Here is a 12,689-nt window from a genome sequence, read left to right as displayed (position 1 = left end):
CGTCACCGTCCGCCCGGGAACGCCGACGGCGCCGTCCCCGGCGGGGAACGGCGCCGTCGACGCGCACGGGCGGGGTCAGCCGACCTCGGCCATGACCTCGTCGGACACGTCGAAGTTCGCGTACACGTTCTGGACGTCGTCGGAGTCCTCGAGCGCCTCGACCAGCCGGAAGACCTTCCTGGCGGCCTCGGCGTCGAGCTCCACCTGCATGGAGGGCAGGAAGGTCGGGTCGGCGGAGTCGTAGTCGATCCCCGCCTCCTGCAGCGCGGTGCGCACGGCCACCAGGTCGGAGGCCTCGGAGACGACCTCGTAGCTCTCACCCAGGTCGTTGACCTCCTCGGCGCCGGCCTCGAGGACGGCCATGAGCACGTCGTCCTCGGTCAGCTCGCCCTTCGGGAGCACCACGACGCCCTTGCGGGTGAAGAGGTACGCGACGGAGCCCGGGTCGGCCATGGTGCCGCCGTTGCGGGTCATGGCGGTGCGCACCTCGGTGGCCGCGCGGTTGCGGTTGTCCGTGAGGCACTCGATCAGCAACGCGACGCCGTTGGGCCCGTAGCCCTCGTAGGTGATCGTCTGGTAGTCCGCGCCGCCGGCGTCGGCACCCGAGCCGCGCTTGACCGCGCGGTCGATGTTGTCGTTGGGCACCGAGCTCTTCTTCGCCTTCTGGATGGCGTCGTAGAGCGTGGGGTTGCCGTCGGGGTCACCGCCGCCGGTCCGGGCCGCGACCTCGATGTTCTTGATCAGCTTGGCGAACATCTTGCCCCGGCGGGCGTCGATGACGGCCTTCTTGTGCTTGGTCGTCGCCCATTTGGAGTGGCCACTCATCGGCTGCCCCGTCCCTCCCGAACTCGCGCGTGTGCCCGCGACGCCGGAACAGGCGGGCACGCAGGGCCCCGCGGGCACCTGCCGGATCCCCTCGATGGTACCGACGGGCCCGTCACCGGGACGAACACCCCGCGCGGCGGCCCGGCTTCGTCACATCCCGGGCCCGGTTCGGCACGGACGAGGTGGGGAACTCACCGATATCGGTGAAAGTCCGGGCCGCGCGTTCACGTTCGCGCCGGTCCACACGATGTCACCGGCGAGAGCACGGTGAGGGGGCGCGGGATGGCGAAGCAGGGGACGCAGGGTCGGAGGCGGACCGCGGCGCGGCTCGGCTGGGCCGCGGCGGGTGCCGCGCTCGTCGCGACCGGGGGCACCGCGGCCGCGACGCTGCTCACCGGCACCGCGACCGCCGAGACCCCGCTGACCGTCACCGTCACCGGGGCGCCGGCCCCGCTCTACACCTGCGACCTGCAGTCGCCGCCGGAGTTCGGCGACCCCGCGAACCCGGACACGATCACCAACCGGGCCTGCGGCTACGTCGACGACCAGGGCCGACAGCGCTCGTTCGACCCGTGGATCGACGGCCAGCTGCGCGACGCCGCGGGCTCCTGAGCCGTGGTCGGCCTCACCCGCCGGACCGCTCGCGGAAGGCCGCCAGCAGAATCGAGGTCGCCTCAGGAGAGAGGGTCTCGACGGGGACGTGGCCCAGCACGCGGATCGTCGCGCGCATCTGGGCCAGGTAGGCCGCGCAGCCGGGGCACAGGGCCAGGTGCGCCTCGATTACCGCGGCGTCGTGGGCCGGCAGCGCCCCCTCCAGGTAGTCCGTGAGGAGCTCGACGAGCTCGGCGCAGGCGAGCCGGACGGCCGCCTCGTGCAGCGCGTCGGTCGGGGCGCCGGGGTCGTGCGGGTCGGTCACGCGATCGCCGCCTCGAGCAGCCCGCGCAGCCGGGACCGGGCGCGGTGCAGCAGCACCCGCTGGTTGGCCGGGGTGAGATCGAGCAGCGCGCACACCTCCTCGGCGTCGAACCCGTGCACGTCCCGCAGCTCGACGACGGCACGCTGGCGCTCCGGCAGCTCCGCGAGCGCCCGCTCCAGGAGACCACGGAACTCGGCGGCGAGCACCTCGGGCTCGGGCCCCCACTCCACCGGCGCCGCCCGGTCGCGCCAGTGCCCCGGGTACTCGTCGTCCTCGCCGCGGAACCGGTCCGGGTCCACGCTCGGCCGGGTGAGCTCGAGGACATGGCCGGCCTCGGCCCGGCCCCGGCGGCGCGCGGTGTTCACGAGGATCGTGAAGACCCAGGTGCGCAGCGAGGACCGGGCGGCGAAGCCGTCGAGCCCGCGCACGACGGACAGCCAGGCCTCCTGCACGACCTCCTCCGCCGAGGCGCGCGTGCGGACGTGCCCCCGGGCCACCCGCAGCATCGCCGGCGACCACGCCCGGACGAGCTGCGCGAAGGCCTGCTCGTCGCCCCCGCGCAGGCGCTCGACCAGCTCCGGGTCCGCGACCGGCACCGGGGCACGGTAACCGTCTCACGCCGGAACGGGAACGGGCCGCGGCAGGAGCGCGAGCGCGAGCGCAGGCAGCACGAGCACGGACACCAGACCGGCGGCGACCAGCGCTGCTCCGGTCGCGGGGTCGAGCAGGCCCATCTCCTCGCCGATCTGGGCGGCCGCGAGCAGGAACGGCAGCGAGGTCGCCTGGAGCAGGCCGACGGCCACCAGCTCGCGGCGCGGGAGGTCGCGGCGGAACGTGAGCACGGGCAGGCCGCGCACCACCAGCAGCGCGGCCAGCAGCAGCGGCACCGCCGCCAGGGCCGCCGGGTGCGCGGCGAGTCCGCGCAGGTCCAGGGTGAGCCCGCTCGTCACGAAGAAGACCGGCACGAGCAGCCCGAACCCGACCGCCTCCAGCTTCACCGGGAACCGCGGGTGGGACACCTCCGGGTCCGGGTCGAGGGCGCGCACGAGCAGCCCGGCGAGGAACGCCCCGAGGATCGCCTCGAAGCCCAGCGCCTCGGCGGCCAGCGCGAGCCCGGCCACCAGCAGCACGGTCAGCCGGATGCGCAGTTGCGCGCTGGTGTCGGCCAGGCGCACGACGAGGGCGGACACTCGCGCCGAGTGCTCCGCCCCGACCACGACCAGGGCGACCGCGCCGAGGCCGCAGAGCAGCAGGACGAGGAGCAGCAGCCGCCCACCGAGCGGGACGTCCCCGCCGGCCAGGCCGACCGACAGCAGCACGACCGCGGTGACCTCGCCGGCCGAGGCGCCGGCGATCGCCAGCCGTCCGACGGCCCGGTCGCGCACGCCCGCGTCGCCGAGCACGGGCACGACGAGTCCGAGCGAGGTCGCCAGCAGGGCGACCCCGACCAGCGGCGCGCCCCGGACCCCGGCGGCCAGCAGCACACCGGTCACGGCGACGGCGGCCAGGACCGACAGGCCCATCGAGACGCCGACGCGCCGGCCCGGACTGCCGCGGAAGCGGCGCAGGTCGACCTCGGCGCCGGCGAGGAACAGCAGGAACGCGAGCCCGAACAGGGCGAACGCGCGCACGGTCGCGTCGGGTTCGATCCAGCCCAGCACGGCCGGGCCCAGCACGATCCCCGCGACGATCTCCAGCAACGGGCCGGGCAGCGGCAGGGCCGGGACCAGGCCGAGCAGCAGCGGGACACCCGCCGCCACGGCGAGCACGAGCACCAGGTTCACCGACATCGCACGGCCCTCACACCAGCTCGCCGTCCGCGTGCACGTGCAGCAGGGCCGGTCCCTCGGCGGCGAACAGTTCCTTCATCCCCGCGTCGAGCTCGTCGGACCGGAACACCGGGATCCCGGTGGCCCCGCACAGCCGCGCGAACCCGGCGAAGTCCGGGTTGACCAGCGCGGTCTGCCAGACGGGCAGGTCGCCCGCGAGCTGCTCCTTGCTGATCTTGCCGAGCGCGCCGTTGTCGAGCAGGACGTGCTTGACCGGGATGCCGTACCTGACGGCCGTGGTCAGCTCGGCGAGGTACTGCCCGAACCCGCCGTCGCCGGTCACGGCCACGACCGGCCGGCCCGCGCGGGCACCCTCGGCCGCCGGCCCGCGGCTCCGCGTGGCGGCCCAGGCCCCGAGCGCGGCCGGGTAGCCGAAGCCGATCGAGCCGAGGTAGCCCGACATCAGCACCGGCTGGCCCGCGCTCTCGAAGTACCGCCCGAAGCTGTAGGCGTGGTTGCCGACGTCGACGGTGATCACGGCGTCGGCCGGGCAGTGCGCGGACAGCGCCGCGAACACCGCCGCCGAGGCGACCCCGCGGCCCCGGTCGTCGGCCGCGCGCCGGGCCTTCTCCGCCCGCCAGATCGCCCACCGGGCGGCGACGTCCGGGCGCTGGTCGCGGGCCGCGGGCTCGCCGAGCCGGTGGGCCAGGGCCCGCACCGTGACCGCGGCGTCACCGAGCAGCCCGATCTCCACGCCGTGGAAGCGGCCGATGGCCGACGGGCTGTCGTCGACCTGCACGATGGGCTTGTAGGGCGCGATCCCGGTGTGGTTCGCGAACGACGCGCCGACGACCACGAGCAGGTCGGCCTCGTTCATCAGCCAGGAGGCGACCGGGGTGCCGGACCGGCCGAGCACGCCGGCGCCGAGCGGGTGGGTGTCCGGCACCAGGCCCTTCGCCCGGAAGGTCGTGAGCACCGGCGCGCCCAGCCGCTCGGCCAGGGCCAGCAGGTCCGCGGCGGCGCCGCGGGCTCCCTGCCCGGCGATCACCACGGGCCGGCGGGCGCCTCGCAGACGGGCGGCGGCCGCGGCGAGCGCCGCCTCGGGGGGCGCGACGGCGAGGTCGGCCCGGCGGCCGGCCGGGGCGCCGGCGGGGGCGTCCGACGGCAGGTCCTGCACTTCGTCCGGCAGCACGAGATGGGCCACGCCGCGGCCGTCGACGGCGTGCTTGACGGCGGTGGCGGCGAGCTCGGCGTGGTCGGACCCGGCGTGCACGGTGACGGTGGAGACCGCCACGTCGCGGAAGGCCGCGGACAGGTCGAGGTCCTGGAAGGCGCCGCGGCCGAGCACCGACGACGGGACCTGGCCGGAGATCGCGAGCACCGGCGCGCCGTCCAGCTTGGCGTCGTAGAGCCCGGTGAGCAGGTTAGTCGACCCGGGCCCGGCGATGGCCAGGCAGGCGGCCGGGCGGCCGGTGAGCTTGCCGTAGGCGGAGGCGGCGAACGCGGCCGCGCCCTCGTGGCGGATGCCGACGTACCGCAGCTCGCCGCGGGCCTCGGCCCGGCGCAGCGCCTCGGCGAACCCGAGGTTCGAGTGCCCGACCATGCCGAACACGGTGTCGACACCCCATGCGACGAGGGTCTCCACCAGCACGTCGGAGACGCTGCGCGGCCGCTCGACCGGGTCGGGCAGCTGCACCCAGACCGTGTCGCCCCGCTCCTCCACGGGATAGGCGGTCGGCGCGTCCGAGAAACCTGCGGGTGGCCGCCCGGTCGTCGGGTCGTAGTCGTAGCCGTGCCACGGGCAGCGGAGCAGGCCGTTCTCGATCGACCCCTCCCCCAGCGGCCCGCCCTGGTGCGGGCAGTGGTTGTCGAGCGCGCCGATCCGGCCGCCGCAACGGGACAGGGCGAGGGTCCGGCCGTCGACGACGGCGGTGCGCACCCGGCCCTCGTCGGGCAGCGCGTCGAGCTTGTACCAGGCGGTCATCGGGTCACCCCCGCGTAGTGGACGCCGACCAGCTCGGCGACGTCGCGTTTCCAGCTCGTGAGGTCCTTCGGGGTGAAGTGCGAGAGCGAGTCGTGCCCGCACGCCCGCGCCAGCACCACCATCAGCTCCGTCAGCGCGCCGAGGTAGCGGGTCAGCTGGTCGGCCGCGCGCTGCACAGGCAGCCGGGCCCGCAGGTGCGGCTTCTGCGTGGCGATCCCCACCGGGCAGTTGTCCGTGTGGCAGGCGCGCATGCCCACACAGCCGATGGCCTGCAGCGCCACGTTCGACACCGCGATCGCGTCGGCGCCCAGGGCGAGCGCCTTGACCATGTCCTGGGCGCGCCGGAACCCGCCGGTCGCGACGAGCGTGACGTCCCGGGCCCCGGCCAGGTCCAGGTGCCGGCGGGCCCGGGCGAGGGCGGCCATCGTCGGGACGCTGATCGTGTCGCGGAAGATCGTCGGTGCGGCGCCGGTGCCGCCGCCGCGGCCGTCGAGGATCACGTAGTCCACGCCCAGGTCCAGGGCGGCGTCGAGATCGGCCTCGACGTGCTGGGCGGACATCTTGACCCCGACCGGGATCCCTCCCGACCGTTCGCGGACCCGGTCGACGACGGCGCGGGCGTCGAGCAGGGTCGTCCAGTCGGTGAACCGGGCCGGCGACACGGCGGCGGCGCCCTCCGGCAGGCCGCGGACCTGCGCGATCCGGCCGACGACCTTGTGCCCGGGGAGGTGCCCGCCGGTGCCGGTCTTGGCCCCCTGGCCGAGCTTGAGGTGCAGCGCCTGCACCCGGTCCAGGCAGGCCTCGGCCCAGCCGAATCGGCCCGACGCCAGCTCGTAGAGGTAGCGCGTGCACTCGGCCTGCTCCTCGGGCAGCATCCCGCCCTCGCCGGAGCAGATGGCCGTCCCGGCGCCCTCGGCACCGCGGGCCAGGGCGGTCTTCGCCTCCGCGGAGAGCGCGCCGAAGCTCATGTCCGACACGAAGACCGGGATCCCCAGCCGCAGCGGGCGCGCCGCGGCGGGACCGAGGGTGACGGCGGTGTCCACCGGCTCGTGGTCGAGCCGCGGGAAGCGGTGCAGCTGCGCGGTGAGGATCTGCAGGTCGTCCCAGGAGGGCAGCTCGGGGCGGGGCACGCCCATCGCGGCCACCTGCCCGTGCGGCCCGGACAGCCCGTGGGCGGCGAGCCGGTGGATCTCGGTGACGTAGGGCTCCTCGGCGGTGTCCTGGTGGGGGTCGTCGAAGAGCCGGTCGTAGGTGGAGGCGACCCGCCGCTCCGGCCGCAACGCCCGGTAGTCCGCGAGCTCGGCCTTGTCCACCAGCACCTCGTCGTCGACGACGTGGCAGGTGAACGTGTAGAGCCGCTCGGCCGGGTTGTAGGCGGAGACACCGGTGTCCAGCCGGTAGTCCCAGCCGTGCACCCCGCAGACCAGGTTGGCGCCCTCGACCCGCCCGTCCGCGAGCAGGGCGCCGCGGTGCGGGCAACGGCCCTCGAAGACGTGCGCCCGGCCGTCGCGCCGCACGACGACGAGGTCGATCCCGTCCGCCTCGGCGTGTGCCGGCTCGTCCTCGGCCAGCCCGTCCCAACGGATGATCGGCAGGAAGTTCGTGTCCATGTAACGCTCCCGGCTCGGTCCGACACAGGTGAGAGCACAGAGCCCGCCGGACGGGCGGGCGTTACACGGTCGACGGAACGGGTGGGGAGACGGCATGGACGGGACGGCCGAGCGGTGGACGGCGACCCGGCGGGCGCTGCACGCGGTCGCCGAGTCGGTGATCGCGGGGCCGCAGTACCGGTCGGCGGGCACGGTCCGGCTGCGGGTGACCCCGGGCGGGTTCGGCGGCGCCGTCGCCGACCTGCGGGTCGAGGGGGCGGACCTGGTGTGGGCGGACGGCCGGGTCCCCCTGAGCGGGACGTGCCGGCAGCTCGCCGATGCGGCCGGGGTGCAGGTCGGGCCGCCGGAGGGGGTCTACGCCGACGGCGCCGGCGTGGGCCCGGACGAGGCGTTCGTCGTCGACCCGGCGGCCGCCGCGGACCTGGCGGACTGGTTCGCGCGCGGGGACGCCGCACTGCGTCGGTTCGGCGACCCCGTGCTCTGGCCGGAGCACTTCGATCTCGGGGTGACGGTCGACCGGATCAACTACGGGATCTCCCCCGGCGATGCGGCGCACCCGGCCCCGTACGCCTACGTGGGGCCCTGGGAACCGCGGACGGGGCCGTTCTGGAACGCCCGGTTCGGCGCCCTGCGGGCGGCCTCGGAACTGCCGGACGCCGAGGCGCTCGCGGCCTTCCTGGCCGCGGGCCGGGCGGCGGCGGAGCAGGACCCGGTGGCGGCCGGCTGACGCCGGGCACGCCACGTGCCGCCGGCGTCCGCCGGGCCCCGGTTCAGCCTGTTCAGCCTGGTCAGCTCTGCCGGACGAGGTCCGCGAAGAGCGCGTGCACCCGGCCGTCGCCGGTAAGCTCGGGGTGGAAGGCGGTGGCGATCACCGCGCCCTGCCGGACCGCGACCGGGCGGCCCGCGGCGGCGCCGGGGTCCTCGCCGAAGCTGGTGACGGCCGGGACCGCGGCGAGCACCTCGACGTCGTCGCCGGTCTTCTCGACCCAGGGCGCCCGGATGAAGACGGCCCGGACCGGGCCGCCGTCGACGCCGGTGAACGCCAGGTCGGTCTCGAAGGAGTCGACCTGGCGGCCGAAGGCGTTGCGGCGCACCACGACGTCGAGCCCCCCGAGCTGCTTCTGGTCCGGCCGGCCGTCGAGCACCTGGCCGGCGAGCAGGATCATGCCGGCGCAGGAGCCGTAGGCGGGCATGCCGTCCGCGATGCGGTCGCGCAGCGGGTCGAGCAGCTCGAAGACCTCGAGGAGCCGGCTCATCGTGGTCGACTCGCCGCCCGGGATGACCAGGCCGTCGACCGCGGCCAGCTCCGCGGGGCGGCGGACCGGCACGGCCTTCGCACCGGTCGCCTCGAGGGCGGCGGTGTGCTCGCGGACGTCGCCCTGGAGGGCCAGGACGCCGATCGTCGGGGAGGCTCCGGTCACTGCTCGATCACCACGTCTACCAGGGTAGACGCCGACGCACCGGACCTCCGCGGAGCGGGCCCGGAGGTGCCGCGACTCACGGCGACCTCCCTCGCGCTGCCGGAACCCCCGACTCGCGCAAGCGCACAGCGCGACTCGCCGAAGCCCACAGCCCGACTCGCGGATGCCCACAGCCCGACTCGCGCAAGCTCACAGCGCGACTCGCGGAAGCCCACAGCGCGACTCGCGCAAGCTCACAGCGCGACTCGCGGAAGCCCACAGCGCGACTCGCGGCTACCGGCCCGCGGCGACCTCGCCCGCGCGGGCGGCCTCCTGGGCGGCGTGCCGGACCGCCTCGGCGACCGCGGGGGCGACGGACGGGTCGAACACGCTGGGCACGATGAACGACGCATTGGGCTCGTGCACCACGTCCGCGATCGCGGCCGAGGCGGCCAGCAGCATCCGGTCGGTGATGTCGTGGGCCTGGGCGTCGAGCAGTCCGCGGAACACCCCGGGGAAGGCCAGCACGTTGTTGATCTGGTTCGGGTAGTCCGAGCGGCCCGTGGCGACGACGGCCGCGTGGTGCATCGCGACCGACGGGTCGATCTCCGGGTCCGGGTTGGCCAGTGCGAACACGATCGCGTCGTCGGCCATCGTCGCGAGCTCGTCGGCCCCGAACAGGTTCGGCGCCGAGACCCCGATGAACACGTCCGCGCCCACGAGCGCGTCGGCCAGCGAGCCGCGCCTGCCCCGGTGGTTGGTCTGCGCGGCGATCGAGGCCAGGTTCTCGTCGAGCCCGGGCCGCTCGGGGTGGACGATCCCGTCGATGTCGACGGCGAGCACGTCGCCGGGCTTCTCCGACTGCAGCAGCCGGATGATGGCCGAGCCCGCGGCGCCCACCCCGCACACCACGATCGTGCAGTCGGTCATCTTCTTGCCGACCACGCGCAGGGCGTTGCGCAGCGCGCCGAGCACCACGACGGCGGTGCCGTGCTGGTCGTCGTGGAAGACCGGGATGTCGAGCATCTCGCGCAGCCGGCGCTCGATCTCGAAGCAGCGCGGCGCGGCGATGTCCTCCAGGTTGATCCCGCCGTACGCCGGCGCGATCACCTGCACGGTGCGGATGATCTCCTCGGTGTCCTGGGTGTCGAGCGCGACCGGCCAGGCGTCGACCCCGGCGAAGCGCTTGAACAACGCCGCCTTGCCCTCCATGACCGGCATCGCCGCGGCCGCGCCGAGGTTGCCCAGCCCCAGCACCGCCGAGCCGTCGGTGACCACGGCGACGGTGTTGCGCTTGATCGTGAGCCGGCGCGCGTCGGACGGGTTGGCCGCGATCGCCTGGCAGACGCGGGCGACGCCGGGGGTGTAGGCACGGGAGAGGTCGTCGCGGTTGCGCAGCGCGACCTTCGACTGCACCTCGAGCTTCCCGCCGAGGTGGATCAGGAACGTCCGGTCCGACACCTTGCGCACGTGCACGCCGGACACCGCGCCGAGGGCCTCGGTGATCTCGTCGGCGTGCTCGGAGTTGAGGGCGTTGCACGAGATGTCGACGACGATCGTGGCCGTCCGGGCTTCGACGACGTCGAAGGCGGTCACGACCCCGCCGACGTTGCCGACCGCCACGGCCAGATCTCCGGCGGCGCTGGCGGAGGCCGGGGCCTCGACGCGGACGGTGATGGCGTATCCGGGACCGGGAATGGGCACGGCCACGGACCCTACTCGCGCCCTCCGCGCGACCTCGATCGCTCGCCTCCGGATTGGGCAAGGCTTGAGGCGGACCCTGTGCGCGGGGTTGTGCCCGCGCGGTGAGGGGAGTGGAATCGCCTGTGACCCGCAGCACATCGGAGTGCACCCCAGCGGAGGTGGTCGCAGTGACCGTCAGATCGGACCCCAAGGCCGGCCAGCGCGGAGCGTCAGACGGGATCGGGGCGCCGGTCACCGATCCCTCGCTCATCCGGAACGTCGCCCTCGTCGGGCCGTCCGGATCGGGGAAGACGACGCTGGTGGAGGCGTTGCTCGCGCACACCGGCGTGATCCCCCGGCAGGGCAGCGTGCTCGACGGGACGACCGTGTGCGACCACGACCCCGCCGCGGTCCGCCAGCACCGCTCGGTCACCCTCGCCGTCGCCCCGCTGCGGCACGGCGAACACAAGATCAACCTCATCGACACGCCCGGGTACGGCGACTTCGTCGGGGAGCTGCGCGCCGGCCTGCGGGCCGCGGACGCCGCACTCTTCGTGGTGCCGGCCATCGCGGGCGCGGACGGCGAGGGCATCGACGCCGGGACGATCGCGCTGTGGGAGGAGTGCGCCGCGGTCGGGATGCCGCGGGCCCTCGTCGTCGCGCGGTGCGACCAGGCGCGGGCGGACGTCGAGGCGACCCAGATCGCGTGCCAGGAGGCGTTCGGCGGGGTCGCGCCGCTCTACCTCCCCATCGAGGACGGCTTGTACGGCCTGCTCAGCCAGACCCCCGAGGGCGCGGCGCCGGCCGGGGCGGAGGAGGCCCGGGCCAGGCTGATCGAGGGGATCATCGAGCAGTCCGAGGACGAGACGCTCATGGACCGCTACCTCGGCGGCGAGGAGATCGACACCGCGGCCCTGATCGAGGACCTGGAGACGGCCGTCGTGCGCGGGGCCTTCCACCCCGTCGTGCCGGTCTGCGCGGCCAGCGGGGTGGGGCTCGACGCCCTGCTCGAGGTGCTGTCCCGCGGGTTCCCCTCGCCGCTGGAGCGACCACTGCCGGCCGTCACGACGATCGACGGCGGCCCGCACGACCCGCTCACCGCCGACCCCGAGGGCCCGCTGGCCGCGGAGGTGGTCCGGACCTCGGCCGACGCGTACGTCGGTCGTGTGTCGCTGGTGCGGGTGTTCTCCGGGACGCTCCGGCCGGACACGTCGGTGCACGTCAGCGGGCACGTCCCCGCGCCCCGCTCGAGCCCGGAGGACGCCGACGGGTTCCCGCCCGGGCACGACTCCGACGACCGGCTCAGCCACCTCTACAGCCCGCTCGGCTCCACCCTGCAGGAGACCGAGGCGTGCGTGGCCGGCGACATCTGCGCGCTCACCAAGCTGTCCGGGGCGGAGACCGGCGACACCGTCTCCGCCGCCGAGCACCCGCTGCTGCTGCGCGCCTGGGACCTGCCGGTACCGTTGCTGCCCGTCGCGGTGGTGGCCAAGGAGCGCAGCGACGAGGACGCGCTGGCACGCACGCTCGGCAAGCTGGTCGCGGCGGACCCCGGGCTGATCCTGGAGCGCAACCCGGAGACCCACCAGACGGTGCTGTGGTGCACCGGCGAGGCGCACGCGGACGTCGTGCTCTCCCGGCTGCGCGAGGCCGGGGCGAACGTGGACACCGAGCCGGTGCGGGTGCCGATGCGGGTCACGCTCGACCACAAGGCGAAGGTGACCGGCCGGCACGTCAAGCAGTCCGGCGGGCACGGGCAGTACGCGATCTGCCACGTCGAGTTCGAGCCGCTCCCCCGCGGGTCCGGCTTCGAGTTCCGGTCGGCGGTGGTCGGCGGAGCGGTGCCGACGCAGTACGTCCCGAGCGTCGAGAAGGGCATCCGAGCCCAGCTCGAGAAGGGCCTGGTCGCACCGTCGGAGGGGCCGGACGCGCCGCCGCACCCGGTCGTCGACGTCCGGGCGACCCTGGTGGACGGCAAGGCGCACAGCGTGGACTCCTCCGACGCGGCGTTCCAGACCGCGGGCGCGCTCGCGCTGCGCGAGGCCGCCGAGGCGTGCGGGGTGACGCTGTTGGAGCAGGTCGACGAGGTCGCGGTCCGGATCCTCGACGACCACCTGGGCGTCGTCCTCGGGGATCTCTCGTCGCGCCGGGGCCGGGTGCTGGGTACCGACCCGGCGGAGACGCCCGGGCGGACCGTGGTGCGGGCCGAGGTGCCGTCCGAGGAGCTGCTGCGCTACGCGGTGGACCTGCGGGCGATGACCTCCGGGACGGCCACCTTCACCCGGGCCTTCGCCCGGTACGGGGAGCGGTAGCGGCCGGCCGTCGCGAGCGGCGCCGGTGGGCGCCGCCCGCGACGGCTCCTGGCGGACCCGGCGGACCGTCGGGGGCCGGTCCGGCCGGGCGTGGCCGTTGCGGGGAGCGGACGGCTGCGGCGAATGCTCTCGGTGACGAGCAGGCCCGGTCAACCCCGGAAATCTCACCGCGTGCAGCGGTAACGACAGG

General features: G+C 75.0%; 11 protein-coding genes. 3 read left to right on the top strand and 8 right to left on the bottom strand.

The window, feature by feature from the left end:
- Nucleotides 1-75: 75 nt before the first annotated feature.
- On the bottom strand, nucleotides 76-825 hold the full coding sequence (locus ACL02T_RS03420; RefSeq protein WP_412829150.1) for a YebC/PmpR family DNA-binding transcriptional regulator: 750 nt from the start codon (nucleotides 823-825) through the stop codon (nucleotides 76-78).
- A 282-nt stretch (nucleotides 826-1,107) separates the two neighbouring features.
- Between ACL02T_RS03420 and ACL02T_RS03415 the strand changes: the two genes are divergently transcribed.
- A complete protein-coding gene (locus tag ACL02T_RS03415) occupies nucleotides 1,108-1,437 on the top strand; it encodes a hypothetical protein (protein WP_412829149.1) in 330 nt (109 codons plus the stop codon).
- 13 nt (nucleotides 1,438-1,450) lie between these two features.
- Here the strand turns inward: ACL02T_RS03415 and ACL02T_RS03410 are convergent, their stop codons facing one another.
- Genes ACL02T_RS03410 through ACL02T_RS03390 form a run of 5 tightly spaced genes read right to left on the bottom strand, consistent with a single transcriptional unit; the run spans nucleotide 1,451 to nucleotide 7,104 of the window.
- Nucleotides 1,451-1,741 (bottom strand): anti-sigma factor family protein, encoded by a 291-nt coding sequence (locus ACL02T_RS03410; RefSeq protein ID WP_412829148.1) that lies wholly within the window; start codon nucleotides 1,739-1,741, stop codon nucleotides 1,451-1,453.
- Nucleotides 1,738-2,337, bottom strand: coding sequence for an RNA polymerase sigma factor (locus tag ACL02T_RS03405; protein WP_412829147.1), 600 nt, complete (start codon nucleotides 2,335-2,337; stop codon nucleotides 1,738-1,740). Before ACL02T_RS03405 ends, ACL02T_RS03410 begins: the two co-directional genes overlap by 4 nt.
- A gap of 18 nt (nucleotides 2,338-2,355) precedes the next feature.
- On the bottom strand, nucleotides 2,356-3,531 hold the full coding sequence (locus ACL02T_RS03400) for a cation:proton antiporter (protein ID WP_412829146.1): 1,176 nt from the start codon (nucleotides 3,529-3,531) through the stop codon (nucleotides 2,356-2,358).
- Nucleotides 3,532-3,541: 10 nt separating this feature from the next.
- On the bottom strand, nucleotides 3,542-5,494 hold the full coding sequence (locus ACL02T_RS03395; RefSeq protein WP_412829145.1) for a thiamine pyrophosphate-binding protein: 1,953 nt from the start codon (nucleotides 5,492-5,494) through the stop codon (nucleotides 3,542-3,544).
- Entirely contained in the window at nucleotides 5,491-7,104 is a 1,614-nt protein-coding gene (locus ACL02T_RS03390; RefSeq protein ID WP_412829144.1) for a glutamate synthase-related protein, read from the bottom strand. Before ACL02T_RS03390 ends, ACL02T_RS03395 begins: the two co-directional genes overlap by 4 nt.
- Nucleotides 7,105-7,198: 94 nt before the next feature.
- Here ACL02T_RS03390 and ACL02T_RS03385 point away from each other — a divergent pair, with 94 nt between their 5' ends.
- Entirely contained in the window at nucleotides 7,199-7,831 is a 633-nt protein-coding gene (locus ACL02T_RS03385; protein ID WP_412829143.1) for a hypothetical protein, read from the top strand.
- Nucleotides 7,832-7,892: 61 nt separating this feature from the next.
- Here the strand turns inward: ACL02T_RS03385 and pdxT are convergent, their stop codons facing one another.
- Entirely contained in the window at nucleotides 7,893-8,525 is a 633-nt protein-coding gene (gene pdxT, locus ACL02T_RS03380; RefSeq protein WP_412829142.1) for a pyridoxal 5'-phosphate synthase glutaminase subunit PdxT, read from the bottom strand.
- A 273-nt stretch (nucleotides 8,526-8,798) separates the two neighbouring features.
- A complete protein-coding gene (locus tag ACL02T_RS03375; protein WP_412829141.1) occupies nucleotides 8,799-10,208 on the bottom strand; it encodes an NAD-dependent malic enzyme in 1,410 nt (469 codons plus the stop codon).
- 158 nt (nucleotides 10,209-10,366) lie between these two features.
- Between ACL02T_RS03375 and ACL02T_RS03370 the strand changes: the two genes are divergently transcribed.
- Nucleotides 10,367-12,499, top strand: coding sequence for an elongation factor G-like protein EF-G2 (locus tag ACL02T_RS03370; protein ID WP_412829140.1), 2,133 nt, complete (start codon nucleotides 10,367-10,369; stop codon nucleotides 12,497-12,499).
- The last annotated feature ends 190 nt before the right edge of the window (nucleotides 12,500-12,689 follow it).

This window comes from Pseudonocardia oceanicola (assembly GCF_047200735.1).
GTDB lineage: Bacteria > Actinomycetota > Actinomycetes > Mycobacteriales > Pseudonocardiaceae > Pseudonocardia.
Note: the sequence above shows the minus strand (reverse complement) of the source record. Positions and strands in the feature narration are given on the sequence as shown.

Excerpts from the sequence above, each read along its gene's own strand:
- ACL02T_RS03420 (WP_412829150.1), bottom strand. The coding sequence starts at position 825 with ATGAGTGGCCACTCCAAATGGGCGACGACCAAGCACAAGAAGGCCGTC.
- ACL02T_RS03415 (WP_412829149.1), top strand. The coding sequence starts at position 1,108 with ATGGCGAAGCAGGGGACGCAGGGTCGGAGGCGGACCGCGGCGCGGCTC.
- ACL02T_RS03400 (WP_412829146.1), bottom strand. The coding sequence starts at position 3,531 with ATGTCGGTGAACCTGGTGCTCGTGCTCGCCGTGGCGGCGGGTGTCCCG.
- ACL02T_RS03395 (WP_412829145.1), bottom strand. The coding sequence starts at position 5,494 with ATGACCGCCTGGTACAAGCTCGACGCGCTGCCCGACGAGGGCCGGGTG.
- ACL02T_RS03390 (WP_412829144.1), bottom strand. The coding sequence starts at position 7,104 with ATGGACACGAACTTCCTGCCGATCATCCGTTGGGACGGGCTGGCCGAG.
- ACL02T_RS03385 (WP_412829143.1), top strand. The coding sequence starts at position 7,199 with ATGGACGGGACGGCCGAGCGGTGGACGGCGACCCGGCGGGCGCTGCAC.